This window comes from Dactylosporangium aurantiacum (genome assembly GCF_000716715.1).
In the GTDB taxonomy this organism is placed as follows: domain Bacteria; phylum Actinomycetota; class Actinomycetes; order Mycobacteriales; family Micromonosporaceae; genus Dactylosporangium; species Dactylosporangium aurantiacum.
The window spans coordinates 25,327-41,483 of record NZ_JNYJ01000061.1 but is presented as its reverse complement, the minus strand read 5'-3'; the positions used below and the strand labels follow the sequence as shown (position 1 = coordinate 41,483).

General features: G+C 73.7%; 17 protein-coding genes. 2 read left to right on the top strand and 15 right to left on the bottom strand.

Annotated features, from left to right (window positions below; genetic code table 11):
* Position 1: 1 nt before the first annotated feature.
* From OP18_RS44595 to nadD, 7 genes are all read right to left on the bottom strand, one after another.
* The gene (locus OP18_RS44595) at positions 2 to 2,365 is read right to left on the bottom strand and encodes a ComEC/Rec2 family competence protein (protein ID WP_052388269.1); all 2,364 of its coding nucleotides are present in this window, start codon (positions 2,363 to 2,365) and stop codon (positions 2 to 4) included.
* Complete coding sequence (locus OP18_RS44590) at positions 2,362 to 3,144, bottom strand: ComEA family DNA-binding protein (protein ID WP_081971644.1); 783 nt, start codon at positions 3,142 to 3,144, stop codon at positions 2,362 to 2,364. Before OP18_RS44590 ends, OP18_RS44595 begins: the two co-directional genes overlap by 4 nt.
* Before the next feature lie 146 nt (positions 3,145 to 3,290).
* Positions 3,291 to 4,157, bottom strand: coding sequence for a DegV family protein (locus tag OP18_RS44585; RefSeq protein ID WP_033365490.1), 867 nt, complete (start codon positions 4,155 to 4,157; stop codon positions 3,291 to 3,293).
* 17 nt (positions 4,158 to 4,174) lie between these two features.
* A complete protein-coding gene (locus OP18_RS44580; RefSeq protein ID WP_052388268.1) occupies positions 4,175 to 4,609 on the bottom strand; it encodes a hypothetical protein in 435 nt (144 codons plus the stop codon).
* Positions 4,610 to 4,650: 41 nt separating this feature from the next.
* Positions 4,651 to 5,250 carry a histidine phosphatase family protein gene (locus OP18_RS44575; protein WP_033365488.1) on the bottom strand — a complete coding sequence of 200 codons (600 nt, stop codon included), beginning with the start codon at positions 5,248 to 5,250 and terminating at the stop codon, positions 4,651 to 4,653.
* Entirely contained in the window at positions 5,247 to 5,630 is a 384-nt protein-coding gene (gene rsfS / locus OP18_RS44570; RefSeq protein WP_033365487.1) for a ribosome silencing factor, read from the bottom strand. The genes OP18_RS44575 and rsfS overlap by 4 nt, the downstream gene beginning before the upstream one ends.
* 80 nt (positions 5,631 to 5,710) lie before the next feature.
* The gene (nadD, locus tag OP18_RS44565) at positions 5,711 to 6,304 is read right to left on the bottom strand and encodes a nicotinate-nucleotide adenylyltransferase (RefSeq protein WP_081971643.1); all 594 of its coding nucleotides are present in this window, start codon (positions 6,302 to 6,304) and stop codon (positions 5,711 to 5,713) included.
* 87 nt (positions 6,305 to 6,391) lie between these two features.
* On the opposite strand from nadD, the gene OP18_RS44560 reads away from it, so the two are divergent.
* A complete protein-coding gene (locus OP18_RS44560; RefSeq protein ID WP_033365485.1) occupies positions 6,392 to 6,610 on the top strand; it encodes a DUF397 domain-containing protein in 219 nt (72 codons plus the stop codon).
* A 108-nt stretch (positions 6,611 to 6,718) separates the two neighbouring features.
* On the opposite strand, the gene OP18_RS44555 is transcribed toward OP18_RS44560, so the two are convergent.
* Complete coding sequence (locus OP18_RS44555) at positions 6,719 to 7,228, bottom strand: hypothetical protein (protein WP_156090223.1); 510 nt, start codon at positions 7,226 to 7,228, stop codon at positions 6,719 to 6,721.
* A gap of 2 nt (positions 7,229 to 7,230) precedes the next feature.
* Positions 7,231 to 7,419 carry a hypothetical protein gene (locus OP18_RS44550; protein WP_033365483.1) on the bottom strand — a complete coding sequence of 63 codons (189 nt, stop codon included), beginning with the start codon at positions 7,417 to 7,419 and terminating at the stop codon, positions 7,231 to 7,233.
* 301 nt (positions 7,420 to 7,720) lie between these two features.
* Between OP18_RS44550 and trpS the strand changes: the two genes are divergently transcribed.
* Positions 7,721 to 8,752, top strand: coding sequence for a tryptophan--tRNA ligase (trpS, locus tag OP18_RS44545; protein ID WP_052388295.1), 1,032 nt, complete (start codon positions 7,721 to 7,723; stop codon positions 8,750 to 8,752).
* Here the strand turns inward: trpS and OP18_RS44540 are convergent.
* From OP18_RS44540 to OP18_RS44515, 6 genes are all read right to left on the bottom strand, one after another.
* Positions 8,685 to 9,833 carry a hypothetical protein gene (locus tag OP18_RS44540; RefSeq protein ID WP_033365482.1) on the bottom strand — a complete coding sequence of 383 codons (1,149 nt, stop codon included), beginning with the start codon at positions 9,831 to 9,833 and terminating at the stop codon, positions 8,685 to 8,687. The two genes, trpS and OP18_RS44540, sit on opposite strands and share 68 nt — an antisense overlap.
* A gap of 16 nt (positions 9,834 to 9,849) precedes the next feature.
* On the bottom strand, positions 9,850 to 10,737 hold the full coding sequence (locus OP18_RS61430) for a GNAT family N-acetyltransferase (protein ID WP_052388266.1): 888 nt from the start codon (positions 10,735 to 10,737) through the stop codon (positions 9,850 to 9,852).
* A 105-nt stretch (positions 10,738 to 10,842) separates the two neighbouring features.
* Entirely contained in the window at positions 10,843 to 12,297 is a 1,455-nt protein-coding gene (obgE, locus tag OP18_RS44530; RefSeq protein WP_033365481.1) for a GTPase ObgE, read from the bottom strand.
* 80 nt (positions 12,298 to 12,377) lie between these two features.
* Positions 12,378 to 12,635, bottom strand: a complete 258-nt coding sequence (gene rpmA, locus OP18_RS44525) for a 50S ribosomal protein L27 (RefSeq protein WP_033365480.1) — start codon at positions 12,633 to 12,635, stop codon at positions 12,378 to 12,380.
* Positions 12,636 to 12,643: 8 nt separating this feature from the next.
* Positions 12,644 to 12,958: a 50S ribosomal protein L21 gene (gene rplU, locus OP18_RS44520; RefSeq protein ID WP_033365478.1), complete on the bottom strand. Its 315-nt coding sequence runs from the start codon at positions 12,956 to 12,958 to the stop codon at positions 12,644 to 12,646.
* A 124-nt stretch (positions 12,959 to 13,082) separates the two neighbouring features.
* Positions 13,083 to 16,040: an Rne/Rng family ribonuclease gene (locus OP18_RS44515; protein ID WP_033365477.1), complete on the bottom strand. Its 2,958-nt coding sequence runs from the start codon at positions 16,038 to 16,040 to the stop codon at positions 13,083 to 13,085.
* Positions 16,041 to 16,157 lie beyond the last annotated feature (117 nt).

Sequence of the window (16,157 nt, the reverse complement as noted above, 5' to 3'; positions counted from 1 at the left end):
GTCACGACCCACCGACAGAAACGCCGACGGAGAACCCGGCAGCGCTGCCGCCGAGCGCCCGGCGGGCGGCGGCCGGTCCGTGCTCGACGACCGCGAGCCCCCCGCTGTCGTCGCGGACGACGGCGAGGTCGCCGTGCTCGTCGGTGCGCACCACCCGGGCACCGCCGCGGCCGAGGCGGGCCAGCACGCCGGCGCTGGGATGGCCGTAGTCGTTGCCGGCGCCGACGCTGACCAGGGCGACCCGCGGCGCGACCGCGTCCAGGAACGCCAGGTCCTGGTACGCCGAACCGTGGTGCGGGACCTTGAGCACGTCCGCGTGCAGCGGCGCGGCGAGCAGGCTCTCCTGCTCCTCGGTCTCGGCGTCGCCGGTGAGCAGCAGCCGGATCCCGCCGACGGTGACCGCGAGCACCAGCGAGTTGTTGTTGACGTCGGACCGGGTGCCGGTCACCGTCAGCGCCGGCCCGAGGACGGTCAACCCGACCGGACCGACGGTGAGCGTGGTGCCGGCCGGTGCGTCGAGGGCGGCGATCCCCCGGCCGAGCACGGCACCGCGGCCGGCGGCCGGCTCGGCGAACGGCGGCACGAGCAGCCGGTCGACGGGGCGCCGGCGCAGCACCCCGTCGAGGCCGCCGATGTGGTCGGCGTGGAAGTGGCTGATGACCAGCAGCGGCACCCGCCGCACGCCGAGGTCGCGCAGGCAACGGTCGACGGGGTCGGGCTGCGGCCCGGCGTCGACCACGACGGCGTCCTGCCCGCCGGCGGCGACGACGAGCGCGTCGCCCTGCCCCACGTCGCAGGCGACGACGACCCAGCCCGGCGGCGGCCAGCCGCCGGTCAACAGCCGGACCGGCACCGCGCCGAGCACGCAGCCGACCGCGACGACCAGCACGGCGCGCCGCGCCAGCCGCCAGCGGAACGCGAGGATGAGCACCGCGAGCAGCCCGCCGAGCACCACCCCGCCGAAGGTGCCGCCCGGCCAGGGCAGCACGCCGTCGGGGACGGCCGCGCCGTGGTGGGCGATGGAGACGAGCCACCGGGCCGGCCAGGCGGCCACCCAGGCGGTGAACTGCGCCGCGCCGGGCAGCACGGGTGAGGCGACCGCGGTGAGGATGCCCAGGACGGTGGCGGGCGCGACGGCGGGCGCGGCGAGCAGGTTGGCCGGGACAGTGGTGAGGCTGACGCCGCCGGAGATGCCCGCGATCACCGGCGCGCAGGCCGCCTGCGCCGAGGCCGGCACGCACACCGCCTCGGCCGCGAACGCCGGCCAGCCCCTGGCCTGCAGCGCCTGCGCCCAGCGTGGCGCCAGCAGCACGAGCCCGCCGGTGGCGAGGACCGACAGGGCGAACCCGGCGTCGACGGACAGCTCCGGGTCCGCCACGACGAGCACGAGAACGCCGGTGGCGAGCGACGGCAGCACCGCCCTGGGCCGGCCGAGGGCGAGCGCGACGAGGGCCAGCCCGCCCATCGCGGCGGCCCGCAGCACGCTCGGCGACGGGCGGACCAGCACGACGAACCCGACGAGCGCCAGCACGCAGATCAGCGCGGCGAGCTTCGGCCCGGCCCGGCACCAACGGGCGAGCATCAGGACCAGCCCGACCACGATCGCCAGGTTCGCCCCGGAGACGGCGGTCAGGTGGGTGAGGCCGGTGGCCCGGAAGTCGTCGGCGAGCCGCTGGTCGAGCCGGCTCGTGTCGCCGACGACGAGCCCGGGCAGCAGCCCGCCCGGCTCCGCCGGCAGCGGCAGGCACGCCCGTTGCAGGCCTTCGCGCAGGGTGCCGGCCGCCCGCTGTACGAACGGCGCCGGCTCGACCCGGGCGGGCCCGTCCGGCACGGAGACGACCGCGGCGCGCAGGTCACCGCCGCGGGGCGGGGACAGCCGGCCGGTCGCCTCGACCCGCTGCCCCGGCAGCAGCCCCAGCCAGCCTTTGTCGGCGGCGAGGACGAGCACCCGCGCGGCGAGCTCGACGCCGGTCCCGTCGGGTGTACGCAGCCACATCAGCCGGGCCGGCACGATGACGGTCGGCGCCCGCCCGGCCGTGGCGCGGCCCAGCCGCGGGTCGTCGGAGATCCGCAGCCCGAGCCGCACCGTGCGGTGCTCCGCGGCGAGGCCGGCGAGCGGCTCGGCGTCGCGCACGCCGACCCGGGCGGCGGTGGCCGCGGCACCGCAGGCGACGCCGAGCAGCGCCGCGACGACCACCCACCGGGTCGGGCGCAGCGCCCGCACGGGAAGCCGCGCCCACAGCACGGCGAGGGCCACGGCGCCGAGCCCCACCGCCCAGCAGGCCCAGGCGGGGCAGAACAGGCAGCTCAGGGCGGTCAGCCAGCAGCCGATCGCGGCGCCCGCCAGGCGCAGGTCGGTGCTCACACCGTCACCCGGTCCTTGAGCTGTTGGAACTTGGCGTCGCCGATGCCCTCGACCTGCCGCAGGTCGGTGACGGCGCGGAAGCCGCCGTGGCGGTCGCGGTAGTCGGCGATGCGCTGGGCGAGGACGGCGCCGATGCCGGGCAGCGTCTGCAGCTCGGTGACGGTGGCGGTGTTGAGGTTGACGAGGCCGCCGCCGGAACCGCCGGCGGCGCCGGGCGGTGCGCCCCCGGCCGGCGCGGGGATGCCGACCGCGATCATCTCGCCGTCGACGACCTTACGGGCCAGGTTGAGGCCGCTCAGATCGGTGCCGGGCAGGGCTCCGCCGGCGGCGGTGATGGCGTCGGCGACGCGGGCGCCGGCCGGCAGCTCGACCAGGCCGGGCCGCTGGACCTTGCCGTTGACGGACACGATCAGCCGCGTCGGGGCGCCGCTGGACGGGGGTGGGGCGGCGGAGACCGCGGTGGCCGGCGGCGCCGGCGTGACCTGCGGCCGGGACCGCCACGCGAGGAAGGCCGCGCCGAGCACGACGAGCGCGGCGACGACCGCCAGCACCCGCACGCCCCGGCGGCCGGGGTCGACCGCCGCGAGCCACGCCCTCGTGCCGCCGCCGTCGGTGTCCGTGGACGGGAGCGCCGGGTCGGTCCGAGCCGGGAACGACCCGTCCCACGGATAAGGGTCGGGGGACCCGTCCCCGGGACAGGGGTCGTCCGGCGGCAGGCCGACCACCCTGGCCAGCCGCCCCGCGGCCCGCGTCCCGTCGTCTGCAGCACTGCGCCTCATGCCCGGTCACGCTAGGACCGGACACCGACACCAGACCCCCGCACGACGCCGGCCCTGTGGACAACACCCCGCTTGTGGAAAACCCGCTCGCAAAAAACCCGCGCGGGGAAGACCCGCTCACGCGAAACCCGCGCGGGGAAGACCCGCTAGACCACGTACACCACCACGGCCACCATCCCCGGCCCCACGTGCGCGCCGACGACCGCGCCGACCTCCGTCAGGTACGCCCCCCGCAGCCGCTCCCCGAGCCGCTCCTTCAACGTCGTCAGCAGCGCGTCCGCCCGGTCCGGCGCCGCCAGGTGGTGCACCGCGACGTCGACGACCGACTCCCCCGCCGCCTCGTCCGCCATGTCGACCAGGCGCGCCAGGGCCCGGCTCGACGTGCGCACCTTCTCCCGCACCACGACGCCCTGCTCGGTGGTGTGCAGGATCGGCTTCACCGACAGCGCGGTGCCCAGCAGCGCGGCCGCCGCGCCGATCCGCCCGCCCCGGCGCAGGAACTCCAGGGTGTCCACGTAGAACAGCGTCGACGTGCGGTCCACCGCGTCGAGGGCCGCCTGCCGCACCTCGTCCAGCCCGGCACCGGACGCCGCCGCCGACGCGGCCGCGAGCGCCGGGAAGCCCAGCCCCATGCCCGTGGACTGGGTGTCGATGACGGACACGGCACCGTCGAACTCGGCCGCGGCCAGGACCGCCGCGTCGTACGTGCCGGAGAGCTTCGCTGACAGGTGCACCGACAGCACGGCCGGCGCGCCCGCGTCGAGCAGTCGCCGGTACACGTCGGCGAAGGCCTCCGGGGAGGGCCTGGACGTGGTGACGGCGACGCGGCGCGCGTTGAGCGCCTCGGCGACCGTGGCGGAGTCGATGTCGATGGTCTCGAGGCCGGCGACGCCGTTGACGACGACGGCGAGCGGCACGACGGTGAGCCGCCGGGCCGGGTCGGTGGCCAGGTCGACCGGCAGGCAGGCGGTCGAGTCGGTGACAACGGCGACGGCAGGGTGTGAGCCGGTCATGACGGCACCGTAGCCGATCAGCCGCTCCGGACCGAGACCACCTGGAACGGGGTGCCCTGCTGGCAGGTGCTCATCAGGCCGGGCTGCGGGGTGCCGACGACGGTGACCCGCTTGCCGACCTGCAGCGCGGCGCGGTCGCCGCCGACGAGCAGGTAGAGGGTGCCGGGCGTGCGCAGCAGCAGGCAGCCGGCCTCGACCCCCTCGACGACCTCGCCGGAGACGCTCATCCCGGACGCACCGGGGCCGAACGCACCGGGACCGGACGCACCGGGACCGGAGGCGGTCGGCGGGACGGTGGCCGGCCGGGACGGTGCGGGGACGGCGGAGACCTGGGACGGGACCGGCGACAGTGTCGGCGCCGCCGACGGCGCGGCCGTGTCGTCGGACGCCGCGGCACAGCCGCCGAGCACCGACGCGACGGCGGCCAGGAAGAGCACGGTGCGAATCGCCATGACCCTTTCGACGCTACCGCCACGCGCCGGGTTCCGCCGGGTCATGGCAGGTTGTGGCCCGCCAGCTGCCATCCGCGGGTCTCGTCGAAGCGCAGGTCGGTGGAGTGGCAGTTGAGCAGCGCGCCGAGGGTGGGTGCCAGCGACTGCGGCCAGCCGAGCAGCGCGCAGGTGCCGTGCCGGGCGACGGCGCCGTGGGTGGCCACGACGACGGTCGCGCCGGGCGGTGCCGCGGCCACGATCTCGTGCAGCGCGTCGGTCATGCGCTTGCTCAGCGCGTCGACCTCCTCGACGTCGGCGTCCTCGACGGGCTCGCCGCGCCGCCACCGCGCGAACGCCTCCGGCCAGGTGCCGATGATCTCGGGGTGGGTCAGGCCCTCCCATTCGCCGAAGCTGCGCTCGCGCAGCCGCGGGTCGGTGGTGACGGGCACGTCGACGAGCGCGGCGAGCGCGGCCATGGTGGTGCTGGCGCGGCGCAGATCGCTGGTCACGAGCATGGCGGGCTCGAGCGCGGCGAGCCGCGGCGCGGCGGCGGCCGCCTGCGCGAGCCCGGTCTCGGACAGCGGCGTGTCGATCTGTCCCTGCACCCGTCCGCCGGCATTCCAGGCGGTCTGCCCGTGCCGCCAGAGGATCAGGCGGGTCACGCGGGGGCGGGCAGGTCGCGGTCGACGAACTCGATGACCGGGCAGTCCTTCCACAGCCGGTCGAGCTGGTAGAACTCCCGCTCCTCGCTGTGCTGGACGTGCACGACGATGTCGACGTAGTCCAGCAGCACCCAGCGCCCGCCGCGCTCGCCCTCGCGACGGACCGGCTTCGCCTTCTCGGGCAGCTGCGCGAGTCGCTCCTCGATGGCGTCGACGATCGACAGGACCTGCCGCTCGTTGGGCGCCGAAGCGACCAGGAACGCGTCGGTGATGACCAGCTGGTCGGCGACGTCCAGGATGACGATGTCTTCAGCCTTCTTGTCGGCGGCCGCCTGTGCAGCGGTGAGCGCCAGCTCGATGGCACGCTCAGTCGCGGGCACCGGGCTCCCTTCGTCGGTCTGCCCCGGCCTGCTGCGCCGGGCTGGTTCTAGCCTCTCACGCCCGTACGACAGTCTGCCTCTCAGATGTTGTCGACTTTTCGGTACAAACCTCGCTTAGCGATGTATTGCACCACTCCGTCGGGGACGAGGTACCACACCGGTTTGCCGCCCTGGACCCGGCGCCGGCAGTCGGTGGACGAGATCGCCATCGCCGGCACCTGCACCAGCGAGACGGACGCCTCCGGCAGATGCGAGGCGTCGAGCTCGAACCCGGGCCGGGTCACGCCGACGAAATGCGCGAGGTCGAACAGGTCCCGGGCGTCCTTCCAGGACAGGATCTTGTTGAGCGCGTCGGCACCGGTGATGAAGAACAGCTCGGCCGTGGGACCGTAGCGCTCACGGAGGTCGCGCAGGGTGTCGACGGTGTACGTCGGGCCGACCCGGTCGACGTCGACCCGGCTGACCGTGAACCGGGGGTTGGACGCGGTCGCGATGACCGTCATCAGGTAGCGGTCCTCCGGCGAGCTGACCGACGACCCGCTCTTCTGCCAGGGGTCACCGGTGGGCACGAACACCACCTGGTCCAGCCCGAACCGGTCGGCCACCTCGCTCGCGGCGACCAGGTGGCCGTGGTGGATCGGGTCGAACGTCCCACCCATGATGCCCACGCGCATCCTGGCATCGTAGTGATCAGCACGGCGGGTCGCCCGGACGAGTGTCAGCGTGCGACGGCCCCGAGCCCCCGTGTAGCCTCAGGGTCCATGACGTTGTCGCACCCCAAGGGTGCCTTTGACAGCTCCCGTGCCGTCTGGCGCTCGGCGCCCGGTGAGAGCCACGGCAGCCGGGTCGAGGTGGCGTTCGTCGACGACCTGATCGGCCTGCGCAACGGCGCCGACCCGCACAGCCCCGTCCTCGTCTTCACCCAGGACGAGTGGGACGCCTTCGTCGCCGGCGCCAAAGACGGCGAATTCGACGTCTGAGCCGCCCAGCCCGGAGACCCGAGCCGCCCAGCCCGGAAGCCCGAGCCGGACAACCCGGAGCCCGAACCGGGCGACCCGGGACGCCCGAAGGCGCCCCGGGCGTCACGGTCACGGGTAGAGCAGCGACCGGATCGGCGGCATCCGCTCGAGCCGGGGCGCCAGCGCGCGCAGCCGCAGCGCGAGCGTGACCGCCTCCAGGGTCACCGCCGTGTCACCGGCCGCCGGCACCGGCGCCCGGTGCCGGTCCAGCCACGCCGACACGTCCGGCCAGTGGTAGACCGGCCGCCGCGGGTGGTCCCGGACCGGTGCGGGAAACCCGCCGCCGGCCCAGCCGCGCACGACCTCGACCGGCCGCCCGGCCCGCGCAGCGATCACCTCCAGGGTGACCAGCGGGTCGTCGGCCACGGCCGCGGCGACGCCGAGCCCCGCCGCGTCCAGGTCACGCACGCCCGACACGACCGCGTCGACCAGCGTCGGCGCGTCCCGGTCGAACGCCACCCAGGCCAGCCCGTCGGCGGGCACCACCTCGACGCACAGGTCGCCGGCCCGGTCGAACAGGACGTCCGCCCGCTCCTCGTCCAGTGGACCGGCGACGGTCAGCCGAAACTGCCGCAGCATCGTCACCGCCCCCGTCCGCACGCCACGTGCCGCTGCACGAACGCGTCGATGCGCCGCGCCACCAGCTGCGCCGCCACCCCCGGCGGCGCCTCCCCCGGCACGCCCAGCCAGCCCTGGCAGCCGGGACAGCTCAGTCGCAGCCAGTGCCGGTCCCCCTCGACATCGACGCCAGTCCCCGTCATCTCTTCCATGCCGTGCCCTCCCCGATCGGCGCTCCGCTCCAGCAAACACCCGGATCCGCCGCTTGGGAGGGGCCAGAGAGGGGGCCACTGACCGAAAGACATTTTTGGACATTACGACCGCGCCATCACCTGCTAAGGTAAATAACCGTGCTGCACCGACTGACCAGCTGGCGCGCCCACTAAGGGGCGGCCGCACGCAGACACACCCTCACCAGGCCGTCCGTTCCGGGCGGCCTTTGTCGTGTCCTGCAAACAGGGTCAAATGTCCGGATCGGCGAGCCTCCAACCAACCCCCTTGGAGGAGTTCCTCATGTCCCGTCGCATCTCCGGCTTCAAGCCCACCGGCCACCTGCAGCTCGGCAACTACGTCGGCGCGATCAGACCGGTCGTCCGCGGCCAGCACGAGCAGCCCACGGTCGTGTTCATCGCCGACCTGCACGCGCTGACCGTCCAGCACGACCCCGCCCTGGTCCAGGCGCGCTCCCGGGAGGTGGCCGGCCTGCTGCTGGCCGCCGGCGTCGATCCCGGCCAGGCGCTGCTGTACCGCCAGTCCGATGTCTCCGCCCACCTGGAGCTGCACTACCTGCTGGAGTGTGTGGCCAGCTACGGCGAAGCGCACCGCATGATCCAGTTCAAGGAGAAGGGCGGCGGTGGCGGTTCACGGCTGTCGCTGCTGACCTACCCCGTCCTGATGGCCGCCGACATCCTGCTGCACGACATCGAGGAGGTGCCGGTCGGCCGCGACCAGCGCCAGCACGTCGAGCTGACCCGCGACCTCGCGGAGCGGTTCAACGAGCGTTACGGCCCGACGTTCACCGTCCCGCGGGCGGTGCACCCGGCGGTCGCCGCGCGGATCGCCGACCTCGCCGACCCGACCCGCAAGATGGGCAAGACCAACACCTCGACGGCCGGCGTGCTGTTCCTGCTCGACCCGCCCGAGGTGCTGCGGCGCAAGGTGATGCGGGCGGTGACCGACACCGGCACGGAGGTGGTGTACGACCCGCAGGAGCACCCCGGCGTGGCCAACCTGCTCGACATCCTGGGCGCGCTGAGCGACCGGGACCCGGCCGACGTCGCCGGCGACTTCCGCGGCACCGGGTACGGCCGGCTGAAATCGGCGGTCGCGGACGCCGTGATCGCCACGCTCGAGCCGATCCAGCGCCGCTACCAGGAGCTGGGCGACGACGACGTCGAGCAGGTCCTGGCCGACGGTGCGGAGCGGGCCGCCCGGCACGCGGACGTGACCGTGCACCGGGCCAGGATCGCCCTCGGCCTCACAGGTGGACGGCGCGCTCCCGCAGGTACCCCAGCGACGCCGGCGACGGCCGGTCGACCGCACTGAAGCGGGCCGGCCGGAAGTCGATCTCCTCGATCAGCAGGTCGGCCTCGACCATCAGCGCCCACGGCACGTAGAACACCCGCTCCCCCGGCAGCGACACGCCGACGAAGTCGACGGCGGGCAGCAGCGTCGGCGAGCCGACCGCCCAGACGGCGGTGGTGAACGTGGAGCCGTCGGGACGGGCGGTCAGGGTGCAGTCGGCCAGGCGCGGGTCGGCCAGGGTCCGCCGCTGGTGCTCCGCCACGTCGGTGGCGAGCCGGCGGCGGGCCTTGGCCGCGGCGTGGAAGGCCGGGTGGTCGGGCGCGGGGTCGAAGGGCACCACGCGGCCGTCGTCGTCGGTGGTGTACGCCATCGGCGACAGCGGCCGCGGCGTGCGCGCGTACTCGTCGGCGGCCAGGTCGAACAGCTGCTCGACCAGGCGGGGCTCGTCGGCGCAGACCAGCAGCATCAGGGTGCTCGGCAGGAACGCGACGGCCCGCCCGCCGACCTGCTCGTCGAGCTCGGCCAGCCAGCCGTCCAGCAGCACCCAGGACACGAGGTGATCGCCGGAGTAGTCGGGCACGTGCAGCACCGACGGGCCGAAGAGGGCGGCGCTGGCCGGCAGCTCGGCGCGGGCCAGGGTGTGGTCGTGCGCCGCGGTGAAGATCTCCTCGACGCTGACGCCCCAGCGGGCGGGGCTGTCGAGATCGACCGGGACGTCGTCGACGAGCACGACCTCGTCGAGGTGCGGCAGTGCGGGGCGGCGCAGCGTGCGGGTGCCGCGGGCGGCGTGCCGCAGCGCGAGGCGGAGCTTCGGCAGCGCCTCGTCGAACGTCTCCGGCTGGGCCGGTGGCGCCAGGCTGTTGGCGACGAAGTCGCGCACGAACTGCTTGCGGTCGCCGGGCTTGCGCTGGTACTGACTGAACGCCTTGGCCAGGAAGAGCCAGCTGTAGGCGTCCTGGCCGCACTCGCAGACGATGGCGAACTGGGTGGGGCGGAACTCCGCGTCACGGACACCGAGCCTGCGCAGCTCAGCCAGCACCTGGTCGGCGAAGCGCTCACGTGGTGATCGGGCCGGTCGGGTCAGCCGCTCGAGGATGCCCACCGACCAGACATTAGCCTCACGCGAGCTCGGACGCGATGGCCTCCGTGGCAATAACGAGTTTTTCGTAGCACAGGCTGAGCGGACTGTGTACGTACGGCCCATAGGGTGGTATCGGTCGGTAACCGGCCGATTCGTACAAACGGATCGCTTCCGGCTGTCGGGTACCCGTCTCCAGCCGGATCAGCGGGTAGTGCGAGCCGACCGCGAGGTCCTCCAGCGCGGCGAGGACCCGCCGGGCGATGCCGGTGCCGCGATGCGCGGGACGCACGTACATCCGCTTCAGCTCGACCGTCTGGTCGTCGATCGGCTGGATCGCGCCGCACCCGGCGCCGACGCCGTCGACGGTGGCGACCACGAACCGGGCCGCCGGGTCGACCGGAAAGCGGCGCGCGTCAGGCCCGCCGTAGCGGTGCGCCATCTCGTCGGCGGCCGCCGCGAGCAGGTCCACGACGGCCGGGTCACCCGCGCCGCGGCGGGTCACCCGCACCTCACGGTCGGTGTCGTCGAAGCGTTTCTCGAAGCAGCGGCTGCTCTCGTACCGCACGTACGCGCCGAACCGCGGGATCGGCCGGTACCCGGCGGAGAGGAACAGGGCGATGGCGTCGGACGAGGTCACCCCGGTCTCCAGCCGCAGCACGCGGTGCCCGCGCGAGGCGGCGAAGTCCTCCAGCGCGGCGAGCATCCGCCGGGCCAGCCCCCGCCCCCGGTAGGCCGGGCGCACGTAGAGCCGGGTGATCTCGGCGACGTCCATGTCGGCGGCGAGCAGCGCGCCACAGGCGACCGCGTCACCACCCATGACCGCGACGAGGTACCTCGCCGCCGGGTCGACCGCGTAGACGTGGCCGTCGCGGCCGCCGTCCCGCGCCCGCAGTTCGACCTGCTGATCGACCACAAGCGCGATCACTTCCGAGTCGTCCGATGGACGTTGCTCGATCAACATGGGGAGACGGTACGCAACCCGGATTTCCCCGATGTTTCACCTGACCAGCGAATTTCGTTGCGCGGCGGGTCAAAAATCGTCCGCGTCGTCCTCGTCCGCCGGTGAAAGTTCCAGCGTCTCGTACGGCTGGCGGCGGGCACCCCGCATGGCCTTGCGCTCCGCGGCCCGCACCCGCTTGTTCGGCTCCTCGAGGCGGTAGTCGGTGCCCCGGTTACCCGGCACGAAGTCGTCGGCGGTGTACGAGTTGGGCTGCCAATCGAATTCACGGACGCCAATTCGAACTGGCGACCCGGAGACCGCGCCGGCCTTCTTGAGCGCCTCCTCGACGCCGAGCCGGGCGAGCCGGTCGGCAAGGTAGCCGACGGCCTCGTCGTTGTCGAAGTTGGTCTGCCGCACCCACCGCTCCGGCGCGCCGCCGCTGACCACGAAGACACCCTCGGCGTCCTGCGTGATCGTGAAGCCGCTGTCGTCGACGGCGACCGGCCGGATGACGATGCGGGTGCGCTCCGGCGGCGGCGCCAGCTTGCGCTGCTGCAGCACCAGCTCGGACATGGCGAACACGAGCTCGCGCAGCCCTTCGTGGGTGACCGCGCTCACCGGGTACACCGGATACCCGCGCTCCTCGAGATCGGCGCGCATGATGTCGGCGAGGTCACGGCCGTCGGGCACGTCGATCTTGTTGAGCGCGACGAGCCGCGGCCGGTCCTCCAGACCGCCGTAGGCGGCCAGCTCCGCCTCGATCGCGTCGATGTCGGACACCGGGTCGCGCTCGGTCTCCAGCGCGGCCGTGTCGACCACGTGGACCAGCACCGCGGTGCGCTCGATGTGCCGCAGGAACTCCAGGCCCAGGCCCTTGCCGGTGGCCGCGCCGGGAATGAGGCCGGGCACGTCGGCGACGGTGAAGGTGTTGTCGCCCGCCTGCACCACACCCAGGTTGGGCACCAGGGTGGTGAACGGGTAGTCGGCGATCTTCGGCCGGGCCGCGGAGATGACCGAGATCAGCGACGACTTGCCGGCCGACGGGAAGCCGACCAGGCCGACGTCGGCGACGCTCTTGAGCTCCAGGACGACGTTGATCTCCTCGCCGGGCTCGCCGAGCTCGGCGAAGCCGGGCGCCTTGCGGCGGGTGTTGGCCAGCGCCGCGTTGCCGCGGCCGCCGCGGCCGCCGCGGGCCAGCTCGAACTCCGTGCCCTCGCCGATCAGGTCCGCCAGGGGCTCGCCGTCCATGTCGAGCACCACGGTGCCGTCCGGCACCCGCAGGACCAGCGTCTGGCCGTTGGCGCCGTCGCGGTTGTTGCCCGCGCCGCCGGCGCCGTTGCCGCCCTTCTGGTGCGGGTGGAAGTGGAAGTCCAGCAGCGTGTGCACGCCGGGGTCGACGACGAGCTTGACGCTGCCGCCATGGCCGCCGTCACCGCCGTCGGGCCCGCCGAACGGCTTGAACTTCTCGCGATGGATGGACACGCAGCCGTGGCCACCGTCGCCGGCCTTCACGTGCAGCACGGCCCGGTCAACGAACGTGGTCACGACTTGATCCCTTCACTCACCAACACGAACGGCGGGCAGGGAGCGTATATGCCCCCGGCCCGCCGTCCGGAAAAGAAACTTCAGCCTGCGGCTGGGGTGATGCTGACCGTCTTGCGGCCCCGCTTGGTGCCGAAGAGCACGTGGCCCGCGGCGAGCGCGAACAGCGTGTCGTCGCCACCGCGACCCACCAGGTCACCCGGGTGGAACTTGGTGCCGCGCTGGCGGATGATGATCTCGCCGGCGTTGACCAGCTGGCCGCCGAACCGCTTCACGCCGAGCCGCTGGGCAGCGGAGTCGCGCCCGTTCCGCGAGCTGGACGCACCTTTTTTATGTGCCATCGCGCTGCCTACTTCCCGGTGGAGATGCCGGTGACCTTCACCTGGGTCAGCGGCTGGCGGTGACCCTGGCGCTTGTGGTAGCCGGTCTTGTTCTTGAACTTGTGGATCCGGATCTTCGGACCCTTGGTGTGCGCGACGACCTCAGCGGTCACCGCGGCGCTGGCAAGCTTCGCCGCGTCGGTGATGAGATCTTCGCCGTCGACAAGCAGCACCGCCGCGAGCGACAGGGAGTCGCCAGGCTGGCCCGCGAGCTTCTCGACCTCGATCACATCGCCCTCGGCGACCTTGTACTGCTTGCCGCCGGTCTTGACGATCGCGTACATCGGACGCGGACTCCTGTCGTAGCTACTGGCGGTTGGTCATCTGCTGCCGTGAAGAGCACGCAAAGACCCGGCGCACGAAGGTGCGCCTTTAAGAGGGTACGCCATCGGTGGCGCACCCCCCAAATCAGGGGCGGGTCCGCCTGCGCAGACCACCCCGGCGGGTCCGGCGCCGGGCACCGTTGCCCGCCGACTCGTCCTCGTCCTCGTCGATGTTGTCGGGATCGTCCTCGGAGGCGATCGGCGTGAACTCCGCCTCCTCCTCGACGTCCTCGACCGTGTGCGGCTCGTCCACGGTGTCGGTCTCGACCTCGGCGGAGGTGGTCTCCTCCTCCGCGACCGCCGCACCGCCGCGGCGCCCGCGCCGGCGGCCGCTGCGGGCCGGCTGCACGTCGGACTCGTCCACGCCGCTGGTGACGGTGGCCGCGGCCACCTTCGCCGGCGCGCCGTGCCCGTTGCCGTTGCTGCCGGCGTGCCCGCCACCGCCGCCGCCACGCTTCTCCGGGATCGGCTCGGTGTGGATGATCAGGCCGCGGCCCTTGCACACCTCACAGGTCTCGCTGAAGGCCTCCAGCAGGCCCTGACCGACCCGCTTGCGGGTCATCTGGACCAGGCCCAGCGAGGTGATCTCGGTGACCTGGTGCTTGGTCCGGTCCCGGCCCAGGCACTCGGTCAGCCGGCGCAGCACCAGGTCGCGGTTGGACTCCAGGACCATGTCGATGAAGTCGATGACGATGATGCCGCCCAGGTCACGCAGGCGCAGCTGGTGGACGATCTCCTCGGCCGCCTCGAGGTTGTTGCGGGTGACCGTCTCCTCGAGGTTGCCTCCGGCACCGGTGTACTTGCCGGTGTTGACGTCGATGACGGTCATCGCCTCGGTGCGGTCGATGACGAGGCTGCCGCCGGACGGCAGGAACACCCGCCGGTCGAGGGCCTTGATCAGCTGCTCGTCGATGCGCAGGTCGGCGAAGACGTCGTTGACGCCGGTGTACCGGCGCACCCGGTCGACCAGGTCCGGCGACACGTGCGACAGGTACGGCTCGACCGACTCGTAGGCGTCGTTGCCCTGGATGACCAGCTCGCGGAAGTCCTCGTTGAACAGGTCGCGCACGACCCGCACGACCAGCTCCGGCTCCTCGTAGAGCAGGGCCGGCGCGCTGCTGCTGCCGGACTTCTCCTGGATCGCCTCCCACTGCGCCTGCAGCCGCTTCACGTCGCGGGCCAGGTCGTCCTCGCTCGCGCCCTCAGCCGCGGTGCGCACGATCACGCCGGCGCCGTCGGGCACCAGGTTCTTCAGCACGTCGCGCAGGCGCTTGCGCTCGATGTCGGACAGCTTGCGGCTGATGCCGGAGGCGTTGCCGTGCGGCACGTACACCAGGTGCCGTCCGGACAGCGCGATGTGGCTGGTCAGGCGGGCGCCCTTGGTGCCGATCGGGTCCTTGGTCACCTGCACCAGCACCGAGTCGCCCGACTTCAGGGCCTGCTCGATGGAGCGGGTGCGGCCCTCCAGGCCGGTCGCGTCCCAGTTGACCTCGCCGGCGTAGAGCACCGCGTTGCGGCCCCGGCCGATGTCGACGAAGGCCGCCTCCATGCTGGGCAGCACGTTCTGCACGCGGCCGAGGTAGACGTTGCCGACCATCGAGCTGGACGAGGCCCGGGTGACGTAGTGCTCGACGAGCACCTTGTCCTCCAGGACCGCGATCTGCGTGCGGTCGTTCTTCTGCCGGATGACCATGGTGCGGTCGACCGCCTCGCGGCGGGCCAGGAACTCCGACTCCGACAGGATCGGCGGGCGGGTCCGGCGCTGCTCGCGGCCGTCCCGGCGGCGCTGGCGCTTCGCCTCCAGGCGGGTCGAGCCGGAGATGCCCTGCACCTCGTCGCGGTCGCGCTCACGGGTGGCCGGGCGCGGCTCGCGGATCTTCACCACGACGTGCGGGTCGTCGGCCGGCTCGGTGTCGGCGGAGCCCTTGCGCCGGCGGCGGCGACGGCGGCGGGTCAGGCCCTCGCCGTCCTCGTCGCCCTCCTCGGACGCCTCGGCGTCCTCGTCGGCCGCGGCCTCCTCCTCGACGTCGGTCTCGGCCTCGCCGTCGACCTCGTCGGTGTCGTCGCCGAGCGTGCCACGGCCACGGCCGCGGCCACGGCGGCCGCGCCGCCGCCGGCGGCGGGTGCCGGGCTCGAACTCGTCCTCGTCCTCGTCCTCGTCCACCTCGGCGTCGATCTCGTCGGTCTCCACGGGCGCGTCGGCGCGGACCACCTCGGCGGTGGGCGCGTCCTCGGCGGCGCGGCGGCCCCGGCGCCGGCGGCTGCGGCCGACCGGCTCCTCGGCGAGCTCCTCGGCCAGTTCGTCGGCGTAGTCGGCGGCCGGCACGGGTGCCGGCGGGGCGAACGGGTCAATGCCGGACGCCGAGGCGGGCACGGCGGCGGCCGGGCGGACCGGCTCGACCTGCTCGCTCGGCGGCATGAACAGCACCTGGATCGGCGCGGCCCGGCGGCCCCGGCGGGCCGGCGGCTCCTCGACCGGCGCGACCGGCTCCTCGACGGCCGCCGCCTCCTCGTCGAGGACCTCTTCCTCGGCGGGCTCGGCGGGCTCGGCCGGCTCGGCGGGCTCGGCCGGCTCGGCGACCTCGTCAGCGGCGGGCGCGACCACTTCCGGCAGCGGCTCGGGCTCCTGCACCGGCGCGGCCTTGGTGGCCCGGCGGCGGGTGCGGGTCGCCTTGACCGGCGCGGCGGCGGGCTCCTCGGCCTCCAGCGGCAGCGCCTGCTGCCCGGACTCGCCCAAATCGCCCGTTTCGTCGCTCGGTGCCGCCTTCACCGCCCTGCGGCGGGTCCGGCGGACGGGCGCGGCCTCCTCGACCGGCGCGGCGTCCGCGCCGGCGGCCGGCCCGGCCTCCGCACCGGAGGCCGACGCGTCAGACGCGGCGTCCGTCGCCGGCGCGGCGTCCGGGGTGGGGTCAGGCGCGGCGGTCGCCTTGGTGGCGCGGCGCCGCGTGCGGCGCACGGGGGTGGTGGTCTCTTCGGTGGTGGCGGCGTCTGCCACCGGCTCGTCGCCGGTTGCCTCGCCGCTTGCCGACTCGTTGTCGAACATGCGGACGTTCTCCAGTTCTGGCGCTCCCGGGCGCGTCCAAACGCAGCCACACGGGGGCACCTCTATGTTGTGCCGGCGGAGGTATCCGCTCGCACGGACGATCCGCCGAAAGTCTGC